Origin of the sequence: Cryobacterium sp. HLT2-28 (genome assembly GCF_004402495.1) — a bacterium.
Taxonomy (GTDB): domain Bacteria; phylum Actinomycetota; class Actinomycetes; order Actinomycetales; family Microbacteriaceae; genus Cryobacterium; species Cryobacterium mannosilyticum.
The window spans coordinates 50,156-66,042 of sequence record NZ_SOFH01000023.1 but is presented as its reverse complement, the minus strand read 5'-3'; the positions used below and the strand labels follow the sequence as shown (position 1 = coordinate 66,042).

15 protein-coding genes are annotated in these 15,887 nt (G+C 70.5%); 8 read left to right on the top strand and 7 right to left on the bottom strand.

Annotated elements, in window-relative coordinates:
- Window positions 1–5: 5 nt before the first annotated feature.
- Together E3O48_RS11720 and E3O48_RS11715 are read left to right on the top strand one after the other, a co-directional pair.
- A complete protein-coding gene (locus E3O48_RS11720) occupies window positions 6–539 on the top strand; it encodes a hypothetical protein (protein WP_134539017.1) in 534 nt (177 codons plus the stop codon).
- On the top strand, window positions 532–1,032 hold the full coding sequence (locus tag E3O48_RS11715) for a hypothetical protein (RefSeq protein ID WP_134539015.1): 501 nt from the start codon (window positions 532–534) through the stop codon (window positions 1,030–1,032). Before E3O48_RS11720 ends, E3O48_RS11715 begins: the two co-directional genes overlap by 8 nt.
- Before the next feature lie 72 nt (window positions 1,033–1,104).
- On the opposite strand, the gene E3O48_RS11710 is transcribed toward E3O48_RS11715, so the two are convergent.
- On the bottom strand, window positions 1,105–2,337 hold the full coding sequence (locus tag E3O48_RS11710; protein WP_134507520.1) for a low temperature requirement protein A: 1,233 nt from the start codon (window positions 2,335–2,337) through the stop codon (window positions 1,105–1,107).
- Between the two features lie 119 nt (window positions 2,338–2,456).
- Here E3O48_RS11710 and E3O48_RS11705 point away from each other — a divergent pair, with 119 nt between their 5' ends.
- The 4 genes from E3O48_RS11705 to paaZ are packed head-to-tail and all read left to right on the top strand — an operon-like array spanning window position 2,457 to window position 7,332.
- Complete coding sequence (locus tag E3O48_RS11705) at window positions 2,457–3,641, top strand: acetyl-CoA C-acyltransferase (RefSeq protein ID WP_134539013.1); 1,185 nt, start codon at window positions 2,457–2,459, stop codon at window positions 3,639–3,641.
- Entirely contained in the window at window positions 3,642–4,388 is a 747-nt protein-coding gene (locus E3O48_RS11700) for an enoyl-CoA hydratase/isomerase family protein (protein ID WP_134539011.1), read from the top strand.
- Window positions 4,385–5,290, top strand: coding sequence for a 3-hydroxyacyl-CoA dehydrogenase family protein (locus tag E3O48_RS11695; protein WP_134539009.1), 906 nt, complete (start codon window positions 4,385–4,387; stop codon window positions 5,288–5,290). The genes E3O48_RS11700 and E3O48_RS11695 overlap by 4 nt, the downstream gene beginning before the upstream one ends.
- Window positions 5,287–7,332, top strand: coding sequence for a phenylacetic acid degradation bifunctional protein PaaZ (gene paaZ, locus E3O48_RS11690; protein ID WP_134539007.1), 2,046 nt, complete (start codon window positions 5,287–5,289; stop codon window positions 7,330–7,332). The genes E3O48_RS11695 and paaZ overlap by 4 nt, the downstream gene beginning before the upstream one ends.
- 196 nt (window positions 7,333–7,528) lie before the next feature.
- Here the strand turns inward: paaZ and E3O48_RS11685 are convergent, their stop codons facing one another.
- From E3O48_RS11685 to E3O48_RS11665, 5 genes are all read right to left on the bottom strand, one after another.
- Complete coding sequence (locus E3O48_RS11685; RefSeq protein ID WP_134539005.1) at window positions 7,529–9,037, bottom strand: dihydrolipoamide acetyltransferase family protein; 1,509 nt, start codon at window positions 9,035–9,037, stop codon at window positions 7,529–7,531.
- The gene (locus E3O48_RS11680; protein WP_134509972.1) at window positions 9,034–10,050 is read right to left on the bottom strand and encodes an alpha-ketoacid dehydrogenase subunit beta; all 1,017 of its coding nucleotides are present in this window, start codon (window positions 10,048–10,050) and stop codon (window positions 9,034–9,036) included. The genes E3O48_RS11685 and E3O48_RS11680 overlap by 4 nt, the downstream gene beginning before the upstream one ends.
- Window positions 10,047–11,207, bottom strand: coding sequence for a pyruvate dehydrogenase (acetyl-transferring) E1 component subunit alpha (gene pdhA / locus E3O48_RS11675; protein ID WP_194088068.1), 1,161 nt, complete (start codon window positions 11,205–11,207; stop codon window positions 10,047–10,049). The genes E3O48_RS11680 and pdhA overlap by 4 nt, the downstream gene beginning before the upstream one ends.
- 111 nt (window positions 11,208–11,318) lie before the next feature.
- Window positions 11,319–11,813 carry an Lrp/AsnC family transcriptional regulator gene (locus tag E3O48_RS11670; protein WP_134509968.1) on the bottom strand — a complete coding sequence of 165 codons (495 nt, stop codon included), beginning with the start codon at window positions 11,811–11,813 and terminating at the stop codon, window positions 11,319–11,321.
- A gap of 40 nt (window positions 11,814–11,853) precedes the next feature.
- The gene (locus E3O48_RS11665) at window positions 11,854–12,657 is read right to left on the bottom strand and encodes an oxygenase MpaB family protein (RefSeq protein ID WP_241974899.1); all 804 of its coding nucleotides are present in this window, start codon (window positions 12,655–12,657) and stop codon (window positions 11,854–11,856) included.
- Between the two features lie 107 nt (window positions 12,658–12,764).
- Here E3O48_RS11665 and E3O48_RS11660 point away from each other — a divergent pair, with 107 nt between their 5' ends.
- Together E3O48_RS11660 and E3O48_RS11655 are read left to right on the top strand one after the other, a co-directional pair.
- On the top strand, window positions 12,765–14,018 hold the full coding sequence (locus E3O48_RS11660) for a glycoside hydrolase family 3 N-terminal domain-containing protein (RefSeq protein ID WP_134539001.1): 1,254 nt from the start codon (window positions 12,765–12,767) through the stop codon (window positions 14,016–14,018).
- 107 nt (window positions 14,019–14,125) lie between these two features.
- Complete coding sequence (locus E3O48_RS11655) at window positions 14,126–14,686, top strand: YceI family protein (protein WP_134539000.1); 561 nt, start codon at window positions 14,126–14,128, stop codon at window positions 14,684–14,686.
- A gap of 162 nt (window positions 14,687–14,848) precedes the next feature.
- Here the strand turns inward: E3O48_RS11655 and E3O48_RS11650 are convergent, their stop codons facing one another.
- Complete coding sequence (locus tag E3O48_RS11650; protein ID WP_134509962.1) at window positions 14,849–15,886, bottom strand: aromatic acid exporter family protein; 1,038 nt, start codon at window positions 15,884–15,886, stop codon at window positions 14,849–14,851.
- Between the last annotated feature and the right edge of the window lies 1 nt (window position 15,887).

Sequence of the window (15,887 nt, the reverse complement as noted above, 5' to 3'; positions counted from 1 at the left end):
CCGCGATGAGCTCATTCCTGGCGCCGTCCACCCGGGCTGCCCTGGTGCGATTGGCCGAACTGAACGAGGACCAGGCTGCGCCGCCGCTTGAACGGGTGCGGGCCATCCGTCGCCTGGTCCACGAACTCGAGGCCGACCCGGCCACCCTGGCCGGGGTGAGGGATGCCCTGGACGCCGGCGCCGGCTGGGACGAGATCGCCGACGCCGCCGGGTTGAAACCGGCGGCGGCCCGGTGGCGCTGGAGCGGCACCGACGAGGACATCGCGGCGCGGCTGGCCGCCGGCCGCAAGCGCGGCGCCCGGCCCAGCAGCGTGCCGACGGAGCTGCCCGGTTTGTCTGTCGCGCAGGCGGCGGCGACACTGGGAGTCACGGTGCAGGCCGTCTACCTGCAGGTGAGCCGGGGCAAACTGGCCAGCCGCACCGTGGAACTGCCGGACGGCCGCTCCTACAAACGGGTCTTCCTCGACGGAGCCCCGGACGACGCCTCGATTGAACTCCCCACCCGATCGCACATTGAAGATGGAGCAACAGATGACTGACCTGCCCACGAACCAGGACGACCGGACCGCGGTGATGCCCACCTTCGACGGCGCCGCATCGGTCCCTGCTCCGGCCGCGCCGACCGCCGCCGCCGCCGTGCACACCATCGCACACTCGAACACCGCCCAGCGCACGGCCCTCGTCGTGCTCGTCGGCATCGGCGCGCTCGCGCTGGCCTTCATCGTGATGATCCTCGTCGGGGTGTCCAGCGAGAGCATCAACGCCCTCGCCGTGTTCGCGACGCCGATCGCGTCGATGGTCGCCGCGTACTACGGGATCACCCTGAGCATCCAGCAGGTCAAGAACGAGCGCGCCGAGAAGGAGAAGGCGATCGCGCGGGCGGATGCCGCGGACGCCGGCAGCCGGGAGACCGAGGTCTGGGCGGCGCAGATGGAATCAGGGCTGCGCGTGGCGATGGCCAAGCTCGCCGCCGCGGGCGTCGGCACCGATGAGGTCACGAAGGCGGCGGGCACGCCCGACGGCTTCTTCTGATCCGCCCCTCCGTTCCCCGCTCCGTTCCATCGCTCTCGCGGCCGGAACGGTCCGGGAACAGGACGGGGCAGGTCAGCCGGCGTCGGCATCGGTCGTGCCGGCCCGGAGCCGCACGATGGTCTCCCAGGCCGCGACGAGCATCAGGACGGCAGTGCACAGGCCGGCGAGGGCGAGCGGCGAGACCAGCCCGGCTGCGGCGAACGCGAGCGCCAGGAGGGCGATCCCGGCCAGGTGTGACGCCAGCACCTGCCGGGCGACGATCCAGCGGAACAGCTGGAGCCCGATGAGATAGACGAATGGCCCGCCGGTGATCACCACGGCCGTCGACAGCCGCATCGGCTCGTCCGGATGCGCCAGGATCTCCTTGTCGGCAACACTGGTCAGCACGATGCCGGCGATGATGATCGCGTGCACGTAGGTGTAGGCGAGGCGTGCGATCCGGCCCGGCTCCGCCGACGCGGCGATCGCGCGGCTCCCGGCCCGCTCACCGTGGTCGAAGTACAGCCACCACATCATCACGCCACCGGTGAAGGCGAGGAGCAGGCCGAGGACCCCGGGAAGCGACGCGTCCTGGTCGACGAACGCGAAACCGCTGACGAGGATGGATTCGCCCAGCGCGATGATCACGAACAGCGCGCTGCGCTCGGCGATGTGCGGGCCGGAGAGGTCCCAGTCGTCCAGACCCGACCGGCCGAGACCCGGCAGCCGGAAACCGATGCTTGCCGAGACGTACTCGACCAGGAGCCCGGCGATCCACAGCGGGAGCCGGAACTCCAACGGCAGCAGCGCCCCCATGATCCAGAAGACGCCCGAGACCGAGAGCCAGACCAGGATGCGCAGGAAATTCCGGTAGAGCACCCGGTCGTGGCGCGCCAGCGCCAGTGCCATGAAGACCGTGCGCCCCAGCTGCAGCGCCACGTAGGCGAGGGCGAAGGTGAGGCCGCGGTCGCCGAACGACTCCCCGATCGACACGCTCAGGAGCAGGCCCACGAGCGAGAGCCCGATCACCACCAGGCGCACCGGCAACCGGGCCGGGTCGAGCACGTTCGTCACCCAGGTCGTGTGCACCCACACCCACCACAGCGCCAGCACCAGGGTCGCGGATTCGAGCGCGCCGACCCAGGACTGGTTCTCGTAGAGGAAGCGGGACAGCTGGGTGAGGGCGAACACGAAGACGAGGTCGAAGAACAACTCGATGTAGGTGACCCGGTCGGTGCGCGGGTGGTCGGCGGGCCGGGCGAGATCGCGGCGGAGCCCGAGCGCGGGCGTGGACGGATGGGTCGCATCCTTCGGTCGGGCAGTCACGACTCCATTGTGCCCGACCTGCCCGACCGGAGGGTCGGTTGCCGCATCCGCTGTTTCTGTGTCATTCTTTACGGAACGAACGGTCAGTAAGTAATACGGCGATCAAAGGTGATGAAGCCATGCCCGAAGCATTCCTCGTTGATGGTGTTCGAACTCCCATCGGCCGATACGGCGGGGCGCTTGCCGGCGTTCGCCCCGATGACCTGGCCGCCCTCGTGCTGTCCGCCGTCGTGAGCCGCTCCGGCCTCGACCCGCTGCTGATCGACGAAGTGATCATGGGCGCGGCCAACCAGGCCGGCGAGGACAACCGCAACGTCGCCCGGATGGCCGTGCTCCTCGCGGGGCTGCCCGACAGCATCCCCGGGATCACGGTCAACCGGCTCTGCGCTTCCGGCCTCTCCGCGGTGCACCTGGCCGCCAGCATGATCAAGGCAGGCGAGGCCGACCTGGTCATCGCCGGCGGCGTCGAATCGATGACGAGGGCGCCCTGGGTGCTCGCCAAACCCGAGAAGGCATGGGCTAAACCGGGGGAGATCGTCGACACGTCGATCGGCTGGCGCTTCACCAACCCGCGCCTCACCGAGCGCGACAAGGCCACCTTCTCCATGTCGGAAACGGCCGAGGAGGTCGCCGCGATCGACGGCATCAGCCGGGCGGATGCCGACGCCTTCGCCCTGCGCTCTCACCGGCTTGCCGTCGACGCCCGGCAGGGCGGCACCTTCGCCCCCGAGATCGTGCCGGTGCCCACCCGGGCCGGCCTGGTCGACGCCGACGAGGGCCCCCGTGCGGACACCACCCTCGAACGGCTCGCCGGCCTGCGCTCGGTCGTCCGCCCGGGCGGAATCGTCACGGCCGGGAACGCCAGTTCGCTCAACGACGGGGCCTCCGCCATCGTCGTGGCCAGCGAAGCCGCCATCGAACGTCTCGGGCTGACCCCCCGGGCCCGGGTCGCGGGCGGCGCCAGTGCCGGCGTCGCGCCGGAGACGATGGGCCTCGGCCCCGTGCCCGCCACCGAGAAGCTCCTGCGCAGGCTGGGCCTCGGCATCCAGGACCTGGACGCGGTCGAACTCAACGAGGCCTTCGCCACCCAGTCTCTGGCGTGCATCCGCCGCCTCGGCCTCGACCCGGAGATCGTCAACCGCAACGGGGGCGCGATCGCCCTCGGTCACCCGCTCGGCTCCTCCGGGGCGCGCATCCTGGTCACCCTGCTCGGCCGGATGGAACGCGAGGGCGCCCGGCGCGGCCTCGCCACCATGTGCGTCGGCGTCGGCCAGGGTTCGGCCCTCATCGTGGAGAGTGTCTAGATGCCCCGGGAATTCAGCACCCTGCTCGTCGAACGCCGCCCCGACCGGGTGCAGGTACAGCTGAACCGCCCCGACGTGCGCAACGCGATCGACCAGGCCATGGTCGACGAACTGCACCTGCTCTGCAGCGAACTGGAACGCGGGCCGAGGATCCTGATCCTGTGCGGCGCAGCCGGGGTCTTCGCCTCCGGCGCCGACATCGCCCAGCTGAGGGAGCGCCGCCGCGACGACGCCCTCACGGGCATCAACTCGGAGCTGTTCGAGCGGATCGCCCGCTTGCCGATGCCGGTCATCGCCGCGATCGACGGCTGGGCGCTGGGAGGCGGGGCCGAACTGGCCTACGCCGCCGACTTCCGGATCGCCTCCGAAACGGCTCGCCTCGGCAACCCGGAGACCTCCCTCGGCATCATCCCCGCCGCCGGGGCGCTCTGGCGACTGGCCGAGCTCGTCGGCGAACCCGTCGCCAAGGAGATCATCCTGGCCGGCCGCATCCTCACCGCTGAGGAGGCGCTCGCCGTGCGCCTGGTCACCGAGGTGCACCCGGCGGAACGGCTGCTCGCCGCCGCGCACTCCCTCGCGGACCGGATCGCCGCCCAGGACCCCCTCGCCACCCAGCTCGCCAAGGAGGTCTTCCACGTGCCGCGCGCCCGGCATCCGCGCGCCGACAACGAGGCCCAGGCCGTCCTCTTCGAATCCGAAGAGAAATTCGCCCGAATGACCGCATTCCTGGAAAGGAAGAAACGATGACGCTCGCCCCCGGCAGCACGGACCATCAGCCCGCGCCCGCGCCCACCACCGTGCCCACCCAGGTCGGCGTGCTCGGCGGCGGACGAATGGGCGCGGGCATCGCCCACGCCTTCCTCGTCGCCGGCGCGCACGTCACCGTCGTCGAGCGGGGCGCCGACGCGGCCGCCGCGGCACGGGAGCGCGTGCTCGGCGCCGTCGACACAGCCCTCCGCCTCGGCGCGATCCAGGGCGAACGGTCCAGCTACGCCGACCGGCTGAGCGTGGCGACGGATGCCTCGGCTCTCGCCGGCGCCGGCCTCGTCGTCGAGGCCGTGCCTGAGGTCGTGGCGCTGAAGACGGAGGCGCTCCGCAGCGTGGAGGCGCAGCTGGCCCCCGACGCCTGGCTGGCCTCGAACACCTCGTCGCTCTCGATCACCGAACTCGGCGGGGTGCTCGAACGCCCGGACCGGTTCATCGGGCTGCACTTCTTCAACCCGGTGCCGGTCTCGACCCTGATCGAGGTCGTCATGGGGGAGGTCACCAGCCCTGAGCTCGTCGGCCTGGCCGCCGGCTGGGTCTCCGCCCTCGGCAAGACGCCGATCCTGGTGCGCGACTCACCCGGATTCGCCAGCTCCCGGCTCGGCGTCGCGATCGCGCTGGAGGCCATCCGGATGGTCGAAGAAGGCGTCGCCAGCCCCGCCGACATCGACGCGGCCATGGTGCTCGGCTACAAGCATCCGGTCGGGCCGCTGCGCACCACCGACCTGGTCGGACTCGACGTGCGCCTCGGCATCGCCGAGCACCTGCACTCCACCCTCGGTGAGAGGTTCGCCCCGCCGCAGCTGCTGCGCGACCTCGTCGCCCGCGGTGACCTCGGACGCAAGAGCGGCCAAGGATTCTTCGATTGGAAGGACGCATCATGACTCTCCTCAGCACCGGCACGATCGTGCCCAGCTACGTCCTCGACTCCTGGTGGACCCCGGCGGACGGTTCCCGGTCCCAGCTGGTGCTCGACGCGAGCACCGGCGAGGAGGTCGCCTCGGTCAGCAGCGAGGGACTCGACCTCGCCGACGTGGTCGAGCACGCCCGCACGGTCGGCCAGGCCTCGCTCGGCCGGCTCACCTTCCACCAGCGCGCCATCCTGCTCAAGCAGCTCGCGCAGTACCTGAGCGGGGTCAAGGAGGAGCTGTACACGCTCTCCGCGCGCACCGGTGCGACCCGGTACGACTCGATGGTCGACATCGACGGCGGCATCGGCGTGCTGTTCACCCTGTCGTCGAAGGGCCGGCGGGAGATGCCCAACAGCCAGGTCTACGTCGACGGCGACGTCGAGGCGCTGTCGCGGGACGGCTCGTTCAGCGGCCAGCACATCTACACCCGCATCCCCGGGGTGGCCTGCCAGATCAACGCGTTCAACTTCCCGGTCTGGGGGATGCTGGAGAAGTTCGCCCCCGCGTTCATCGCCGGGGTACCCTCGATCGTCAAGCCCGCCTCTCCCACCGGCTACCTCACCGAGGCGGTCGTTCGCCACATCATCGCCTCCGGAATCCTGCCGGCCGGAACCCTGCAACTCGTCTCCGGCAGCGCCCGTGACCTGATCGATCACCTCGACTACCGCGACCTCGTCGCCTTCACCGGCTCGGCCGGCACCGCGCGCAGCCTCAAGGCGCACCCGAACGTGGTCGAGGGCGGCGTGCGGTTCACCAGCGAGACCGACTCCCTCAACGCGGCGATCCTGGGCCCTGACGCCACCAAGGGCACGGCCGAGTTCGACGCCTACGTCGCATCCGCCGTCACCGAGATGACCAGCAAGGCCGGCCAGAAGTGCACGAGCATCCGCCGGCTGATCGTGCCGGCCGGGCGGCGCGACGAGATCGTCGCGGCCGTGGCCGAGCGGGTGGAGCGCCGGGTCAGGATCGGCGACCCGCGTGCCGATGGCGTCACCATGGGCCCCCTGGCCAGCCTCGACCAGCGCCGGGAGGTGCTCTCGAGCGTCGCCCGACTGCAGGGCGGCGGCGGCCGGATCGTGATGGGGTCGACGGATGCCCCGGCCGGCACCGACCCCAACGGCGCCTTCGTGGGGCCGCTGCTCCTGGCCTTCGACGACGCCGAAAGCCCCGCCGTGCACGAGATCGAGGCGTTCGGTCCCGTCGCTTCGATCATCGAGTACACCGGCCTGGACCACGCAGTCGCCCTGGCCGCCCTCGGCGGCGGCTCGCTGGTGGCCACGGTCGCGACCCACGACCCGAACGTCGCCCGAGCCCTGGTGCTCGGCATCGCCGCCCACCACGGGCGGGTCCTGATGCTCGACCGGGTCGACGCGCGCAGCAGCACCGGCCACGGAGCTCCCGTGCCGCACCTGGTGCACGGCGGCCCCGGCCGCGCCGGCGGCAGCGAGGAGCTGGGCGGCATCCGCTCGGTGCTGCACCACATGCAGCGCACCGCCATCCAGGGCTCGCCCGACATGCTCACCGCGATCACCGGCCAGTGGCACACCGGTGCCGCGGTGCGGCACGGGATCCACCCGTTCCGCAAGTCTCTGGCCGTGCTCCGGGTGGGCGACCAGGTGCAGGGCGGACCGCGCACCGTGACCCTCGCCGACATCACCGCGTTCGCCGAGGCGACAGGGGACAAGTTCTACGCGCACACCGATGCGGAAGCGGCCGCGGCGAACCCGTTCTTCCCCGGGATCGTCGCCCACGGGTACCTGCTGGTCTCTTGGGCGGCCGGGCTGTTCGTGGATGCGGCTCCCGGGCCCGTGCTCGCGAACTCCGGGCTGGAACGACTCCGGTTCCTTACCCCGGTCTCCCCGGGCGACAGCATCCGGGTCACCCTCACCGCCAAGCGGATCACGCCGCGGGAGACGGAGGACTACGGCGAGGTCTGCTGGGACGCCGTGCTGCACAACCAGAACGATGAGGTCGTCGCCAGCTACGACGTGCTCACCCTGGTCAGCAAGAACTAGGGGCGGCCGGCTCCGGTCCGCCGGGGTGTGAGCCGTGGGCCCGAGGCCCCGTCGAATTCGACGGAGATTTTGCTCCACGGCCGGCTGAGAACGCCATTTCGGGCCTGAAACCGGAAAAAGTCCGTCGAATTTGACCGCGCCGGCTCCCGGCTTCCGGCCCCAGGCTGCCGGCTGCCGGGTGCCGGGGCCGGCGGGCTCAGAGGTCGGCGAGCAGGGAGACGGGGGATTCGATGCACCGGGCGACGTAGGTGAGGAACCCCGCCGCCGTGTCCCCGTCGCAGACCCGGTGGTCGAAGACCATGGACAGCTCGACGACGGTGCGCACGGCGAGCTGGTGGTCGACCACCCACGGGCGTTCGATCATCCGGCCGATGCCGAGGATCGCGGCCTCCGGGTGGTTGATGATCGCCGCCGACCCGTCCACCCCGAGGGAACCGAAGTTGTTCAGGGTGAAGGTTCCCCCGGCCAGGGCTCCGGGGGAGAACGCACCGTCGCCGGCCTGTGTGACCAGCCCGGCGATGGCGTCCCGCAGCTGACGGGTGGTCAGGGCGTGAGCGCCCTGCACGACCGGGACCATCAGGCCCCGCGGAGTCTGCGCGGCAATGCCGAGGTTGATGTCCCCGCGCACGAGAATCTCCTGGCTGGCGGTGTCGACGGATGCGTTGAGGAGCGGGTAGCGGCGCAGGCCGGCCACGACGAAACGCGCGATCAGGGCGGTCACGCTGAAGCGTTCCCCGGTGTCGGCGAGCAACCGGTCCCGGGCGGCGAACAGCTCCGTGGCGTCCACGTCGAGCCAGATCGTTGCCTCGGGGATCTCCCGCCGGGACTGGGCCAGGCGTTCGGCGACGACCTTGCGGAGCCCCGTGATCGGAATGCGGGTGTCCCCGGTCGTCGGTGGTGCTGCCACGGCCGGTGCTGCCACGGCCGGCGCTGCCGCCTGGGCGGGCGCTGCCGCCACGGCGGGCACCGGTGCCTCGGCAGCGCGGATCCGGGCCTCGACGTCACGACGCAGGACCAGGTCGTTCGGCCCGCTGCCGCGGAGGGTGCTCGCGTCGAAGCCGTTCTCGCGGGCGAGCCGTCTCACGATCGGGGAGACGACCGGTGACGGGCGGCCGAGGCTGGTCGGGCCGGCTGCAGGGCCGGCTTCCGGGGTGACTACAGGGCCGGGCGCGGGGGCGGCTGCAGGGGCGGCCGCGGGAGCGACCACCGCTGCGGTGGCCGAGGGAACCGGCGCGGGAGCAGGCTGGCCGGCCCTGGCGCCGAACCGCGCCGCGGACGGCCGCCGGACCGGCCGGGTGTTCTCACTCGTGCCGTAGCCGACGAGCACGGCGCCGGATGCCCCGCTCGGCTCGGCAGAGGACGCCGACGACGCGGGCGCCGACGCCGCGAGTGCGGGGGCCGGCGCGGCCCCGGGCGTAGCCGCGGGCGCGGACCCCGACAGCGTGCTCTCCGTGGGCGGCGCCCCGGCATCCGTCACGCTCAGCAGCACCTGGCCGGAGTGGATCACCTGGCCGGCCTCGCCGAAGAGCGCCTTCACCACGCCGCCGAACGGTGACGGCAGCTCGACGATCGACTTGGCGGATTCGACCTCGACCACGGGCTGGTCGATCGCGATGGTGTCGCCGACGCTCACCAGCCAGGAAACGATCTCCGCCTCGGTCAGCCCTTCGCCGAGGTCAGGCAGGATGAAGTCGTTCGTCATCATGACCACTCCCAGGTGCCGAGTGCGGCGAGGATCCGGTCGGGGGTCGGCAGGAAGTACTCCTCGAGTTTGGGCGACGGGTAGGGGATGTCGAATCCGGTGATCCGCAGGATGGGCGCGGCGAGGTGGAAGAAGTTGCGTTCGGTGAGCCGTGCCGCGACCTCCGCGCCGTACCCGCCGAACTGAGCGGCCTCGTGCACGACCGCGGCCCGGCTCGTCTTGCGCAGGGACGCGCCGACGGTCTCGTCGTCGAACGGTGACAGGCTGCGCAGGTCGATGACCTCGATCGACAGTCCCTCCTCCATCGCCAGTTCCGCGGTGGCCAGGGCGGTCTTCACCGTGGGGCCGTAGGCGATGAGCGTGACGTCGGTGCCCTCCCGGAGCACGACGGCGGTGTTCATCGGTGCGGTCTGCACGGGCAGAGTGAGCTGCTCCTTCATCCAGTACCGGCTCTTGGGTTCCATGAAGATCACCGGGTCGTCGCTGGCGATGGCCTCGCGCAGCATCGAATACGCGTCCGCCGGGTTGGACGGCGACACGACCGTCAGGCCGGGAGTGGCGCACCAGTAGGCCTCGGACGAGTCGGAGTGGTGTTCCACTCCGCCGATGTCGCCGGCGTAGGGGATGCGGATGACGATGGGGAGGGAGATCCGGCCCCGGGTGCGATTGCGCATCTTGGCCAGGTGCGACACGATCTGCTCGAACGCGGGATAGCTGAACGCGTCGAACTGCATCTCCACCACCGGGCGCAGCCCGTAGATGGCCATGCCGATCGCGGTGCCGACGATGCCGGACTCGGCCAGCGGGGAATCGCTCACCCGGGTCTCGCCGAACTCGGCATAGAGCCCGTCGGTGACCCGGAAGACGCCGCCGAGGGGACCGACGTCCTCCCCGAACAGCACCACGGTCGGGTCGTCCCGCATCGAGTCCTGGATGGCCGCGTTGAGGGCGGCGGCCATGGTGAGGGTGGCCGGTGGGCGGGCACCGACGTGCGGGGCCGTGCTCTGCAGCGTCATGCGGGGGCTCCTGACGGGGTGGAAACGGGCGGGGGCGCGGTGTGCCCGGCGAGCGCAGCGTGTTCGGCCAGCTCGGCGGCCAGGAAGGCGCGCTGTTCGGCGAGAGCGGGCCGCGGGGTGGCATAGACGTGATCGAACAGCTCGAGCGGGTCCGCCTGCACGGGCAGCGTCATGCAGTCCCGGGTGGCCGCGGCGAGGTCCTCGGCTTCGTCACGGATGCCGGCCCGCTCCCGGTCGCTCAGGGCGCCGATTGACACCAGATAGGTCTCCAGTCGTTCGATCGGGTCGCGACGCCGCCAGACGTCGACGTCGCCCGCCGTGCGGTACCGGCTCGGGTCGTCTGAGTTCGTGTGCGCCTCTATCCGGTAGGTCAGCCCCTCGACCAGGGTCGGCCCGCCCCCCGTGCGGGCACGGTCGACGGCCGCGGAGGTGACCGCGTACATCGCGGCGACGTCATTGCCGTCGACGTAGAAGCCGGGCATGCCGTAGCCGATGGCCTTGTCGGCGATGGTGCGGCAGCGCATCTGCTTGTCGAGTGGCACGCTGATCGCGAACTGGTTGTTCTGCACCACGAACACGACCGGCGCCTGCCAGACGGCGGCGAAGTTGAACGCCTCGTGCGCGTCGCCCTCGCTCGTGGCGCCGTCACCGAGCAGGGTGAGGGCGACGGTGCTGTCCCGTTTGAGTTTGGACGCGGTGGCCAGGCCGACGGCGTGTAGCGCCTGGGTGGCGAGCGGGGTGGCCTGCGGCGCGATCCGGTGCTCGTACTGGTCGTAGCCGCTGTGCCACTCGCCGCGGAACGAGGCGAGGATGTGTTCGGGCTTCACGCCTCGGGTGAGCAGGGCGATGCTGTCCCGGTAGGTGGGGAACAGCCAGTCGCCCGGATCGAGCGACGCGACGGCCGCGATCTCGCAGGCCTCCTGGCCGAGGGCCGACGGGTAGGTGGCCAGACGGCCCTGCCGGGTGAGGGCGGTGACCTGCACGTCGAACCGGCGTGCCACCACCATCTGGCGGTACAGGCCGAGCAGCGTGAGCGGGTCGGGGAGGGTGAAACCGCCCGCGTCGTCCGTCACGGCATGCCCGGTGTCATCGATCAGGCGGAGGGGCTGCGGCGCCGACGCGGTGGACACGACCGGGCTCTCGACATTGAGGCTCATGACGCAATCGTGGGGCATCCGTCGGCCGGTCACGACACCGCGGCGACGGATGTGAACGATTGGCTCGAACAGGCCCGTCGCCGTGCCAAACGTCCGATATCCAACTCGGATTCAGTGCCAGATGTCCGGTGCTTCGGCGGGCGCGTGACCGGCGATCTCCTCCAGAATCAGGTGGGACCGGGTGGAGATGACGCCGGGCATACTGTGGATGTCGCGCAGGATGGCCTGGCTGAGCTGCTCGTGGTCGGGCGCGCTGACCGTGAGGATGATGTCGATGTCCCCGCTGACCGCCTGGGCCTTCTCGACGAAGGGCAGCTTGCTGAGCCGGGACGCGATATCCGTCCAGGAGACGTCGCCGATCTTGACCACGACCAGGGCGGACACGTGCAGGCCGAGGGCGCGCGGATCGATCTGGGCACCGAAGCCGGTGATGACCCCGTGGCGCACGAGGTTCTGCACCCGAGTGTGGGCCGCCGTGCGGGAGATGTGCACGAGGGCGGCGACCTGGCGCATCGACAGGCGCGCGTCCCTGCTCAGTTCGGCGACTATTCGCCGGTCGATCGCGTCGAGGCCGGCGGGCGCGGGCGATGGGGAGTGCTCGCTCATACCGGCGGCTGCGTCATTGTGGTCCTCAGTTCGGGAGGCTTCAGACTACCGCCGGCTCAGCCATGGATTGGCGCACCGCGCGCAGGTAGTGGTTCTTCGGCCAATGGCGAAGCCGCATCGGCAGGAGCGGGTAGACCACTGCCGTGATGGCCAGCAGCCGGTCGAACCGCCGCTGCGACCGCGGTGACCAGTCGAGCTCGAACAGCTCCCGCACGCGCGCCGGGAGCAGCCCCACGGTGAGGAGACGGCCCAGCGGCATCAGCATCCGCAGCCAGACCGGTCCGGCCTGCGGGTGCAGGAGCTCATTCGCCACGGCCCGAGTGGTGGCATCGGTGCGAAGTTCGGCGACCCGGTCCCGGAAATACCCGGCGAACGCCGCGCGATCGACCGGCCAGAGGTCGGCCGGCACCTGGAGCGCCGTTCCGAGAACGGCGTAGTCCAGGTAGAGGGCGTCGGCGACGTCGTCTTCCAGCGGCCCGAAGACCAGTTCGCGCATCGTGATGGCAGAGTCGTACAGGGTCGCCGCCACCCAGAGCTGCAATTCCGGGGTGAACGCGCTGTAGGCCGGGGCTCCATCAGCGGCCTCGCCGACGACCGGGCCGTGAGCGCGGTTGACCCGCCGGCTGGCGCTCGCCGCCTCTGCCGGGGTGCCGAAGACCACGGCGTAGACGTAGGTCAGTGTGCCGCGCAGCCGGTCGAGGGGCCGCGAAGCGAAATCGCTGTGGTGCGCGACGCCGTGCCCGATGGCCGGATTCGCGATCTGCAGCAGGATGGACCGTCCGCCGGCGGCGATGAGCGCGCCTTCGCCGGCGATGTCCCGCATGCCCAGGTCGCGACGTGCCACTGGTTCCTCCCGTCGGGTGCCTCCCGTTGTGAATGCCGAGTGTAGTGCGACTCGGCCGCGTCGTGGGACCGGGTGCCCGCGCCGGCTCGCGGGGCTAACCTTGACCGATGATCACCGGTGGAGGACGACATGGCCGCCCATCCGGGAGCGCGGCGCTCGCCGCCGCTGTGGCAGCCGCTGTCGCCCTGTCGATGGCGCTGGCCGGCTGCTCGCCGGTCTCGCCCTCCGGGGGCACCGGGACCCACGCGCAGGCCGCGCCGGCCCGCACCAGCGCCCCGGTCGACCCGCTCGCTGCCGACGCTCGGCGGCGCCTGTCCGTCATGACCCTGACCGAGAAGATCTCCAGCCTGCTGATGCTTCACCAGCCGGGAACGGATGCCGCCGCGCTCGGCTCCTTCGCCGCCGACAACGGCCTCGGCGGGCTCATCCTGATGGGCGACAACGTGCCGCCCGCACCGGAGGACCTCGGCGCGTTGACCTCGGCGCTGAGCGCCGACGCCGCGCTTCCCCTCGTGATCGGGATCGACCAGGAGGGCGGCGAGGTGGACCGGCTGCGGAATGACGAGGCCCCGGGTGCGGAGGCTCTGCGTCCCCAGCCGGTGCAGGCCACCGAGGACGCCTTCCGCAGTCGCGGCGCCCTGCTTCAGTCGGCCGGGATCAGCGTCAACTTCGGAATCGTGGCCGACGTCACCGCCGATCCGAACTCGTTCCTGTACGGCCGCGTGCTCGGCACGGACCCTTCCGCGGCATCCGTGCGCGTGGCCGCAGCCGTCGCCGGCGAACGTGGCCGGGTGCTGAGCACCCTCAAGCATTTCCCGGGGCACGGGGCGGCACCGGGGGACTCGCACCGGAGCATCCCGTCGACCGGGCTGGGCTATCGGGACTGGCTCAGCCAGGTGGCACCGCCGTTCAGGGCCGGGATCACAGCCGGCGCGCAGGTGGTCATGTTCGGGCATCTGGCCTATCCGGCCGTTGATGCCCGGCCGGCCAGTCTCTCCCCGGCCTGGCACACGATCCTGCGCCGCACGCTCGGATTCACCGGAATTGCGATCACCGACGACCTGCTGATGCTTCAGGACACGGGGCTTGCCGAGTACGCCGACCCGACCGAGAACGCGATCGCGGCGATCGCCGCCGGCAACACCATGCTGCTCTACGTCACGCCTGCCGACCCTGCGCGGGTCGGGATGGTCATTCCGGCCCTGATTAACGGAATCGCCGGTGCCGTCGAATCCGGGCGGATCACGGAGGCTCAGATCGACGACGCGGCCTACCGGCTGCTCGTGGTGCGCCGGGGGCTCGCGGTGCGCTCGGCGCACGGAGAACCGTGCGGCGTGGATTGCCGCCGGCTGCTCCGATAGCGAGGCGGAACGAAAGAAATAACCGCGGATTCGGAATAAACCGGGATCCTATGCAATTGCATGTAATTGACGGCGACAATCCACCGCCTGAGACTCGAGGAGAACCCATGACTGACACCATCACGAACATCCCCGGCTACAAGGCTGGGACCTGGACCATCGACCCGACCCACAGCGAGGTCGGCTTCAGCATCCGTCACCTGATGATCAGCAAGGTCAAGGGCAAGTTCGAGAAGTTCGACGCGACCTTCGTGACCGCAGTGAACCCGCTCGACAGCACTGTCAGCGCCACCGCCGAGGTCGCCTCGATCAACACCAACGAGGCCAACCGCGACGGTCACCTCCGTACCGGCGATTTCTTCGACGCCGAGACTTTCCCCAGCATCAACTTCGTCTCCACCGGTGTACGCAGCGTCAAGGGCGACTTCCTCGTCGACGGCGACCTCACCATCAAGGGCGTCACCAAGCCGGTCACCTTCGACTTCGAGTTCGGCGGCTTCGGCATGGACCCCTACGGCAACTACAAGGCCGGCGCGACCGCCAAGACGGAGGTCACCCGTGCAGACTTCGGCCTCGAGTACAACGCGGCCCTCGAGACCGGCGGCCTGCTCCTCGGCGAGAAGGTCACCATCACCCTTGAACTCCAGGCTGCGCTGAACCAGGCGTAACGGGCACTTTCGACAGGGGCTCCGCTACGGCGGGGCCCCTTCGTTGTGCCCCTGTCGCCACCGTCACCGCACCTGCCCGGCCTCCGATCCCATCCGCAAGTCCTGTCCCGAGTTCAGGAGTGCAGCTCGGAACTCAGCCGAGCCCCCACCGCAGCCTCGAACCTAGTCGCCCTTGATCTCCTCGCGCACCCGGCGGAGGTCTTCCATCAGTGAGCCGATCAGAATCCAGTGCTGCGGATGCGGTGTCGCGATGATCAGCGGAGCCGTCAGGGCCGGCGGCTCCACGGGCAGGGACACCTTCTCGCGGTCGGGATGGTCGACCTCCGACGCCAGCAGCCGCAGGTCATGGGCGGCCCGGCTGAGCTCCACGGTGATCGCCAGCACTGTCGGCTCGAGGTGGAGCGAGTGGTCGTAGTGGTCCCTGAGCGACCTGGTCATGCCGATGGTGCGGGTGACCAGGGAGATCAGCCGGTTGTAGAACTCCTCGTCGATGTCGAGCAGGCGCCGGTGCATCCCGTGCCGGGGATTGAGCGTGAGGCTCTCCTCGGCCTGCTTGATCGCCTTCTCGGCCTTGCTCAGCATCGGGCGCAGCAGCCGCGCCTTGATCATCATCTCTTCGATCTGGCCGGCCTGCTGCGGAAAACGGAGGGCGTCGACAATGCGGTCGAGGGTGTCGGCGACCTCGAGGGCGAGCCGCACCACGGCGTCATGCGCCGGCGCGAGCAGCACGGGCGGCACTATCAGCGCGTTGACGACGAGCGCGACGGCCGCCCCGATGATCGTTTCCAGGATGCGGTCACGCGCGTATTCGGGGGTCGTCGCCCCGATCGAGAGCACGAGCATCGCGCTGATCGGGATCTGGCTTGCCGAGCTGGGGGCGAGGCGCAGCGCCCAGGCCAGCATGATGCAGAAGACGATGGCGAGCAGCACGATCCAGCTGGACTGACCGAACGCGATGCCGACCGCATAGGCGATGAGCACGCCGCCGATGACCCCGAGGCTGCGTTCGACCGCCCGGCCCAGGGTCTGGTTGATGTTGGGCTGCACGACCAGCAGCGCCGCGATGGCGGCGAAGATGGGCAGGTCGGTCTGGAGCAGGAACTGCGAGAGCAGCCAGCCCAGCCCGACGGCAACGGAGGTCTTCACGGCCTGGAGGAGCGGGATCCGGCTCGTGGATTGCAGGCGGGCCGTTAGTCTCACT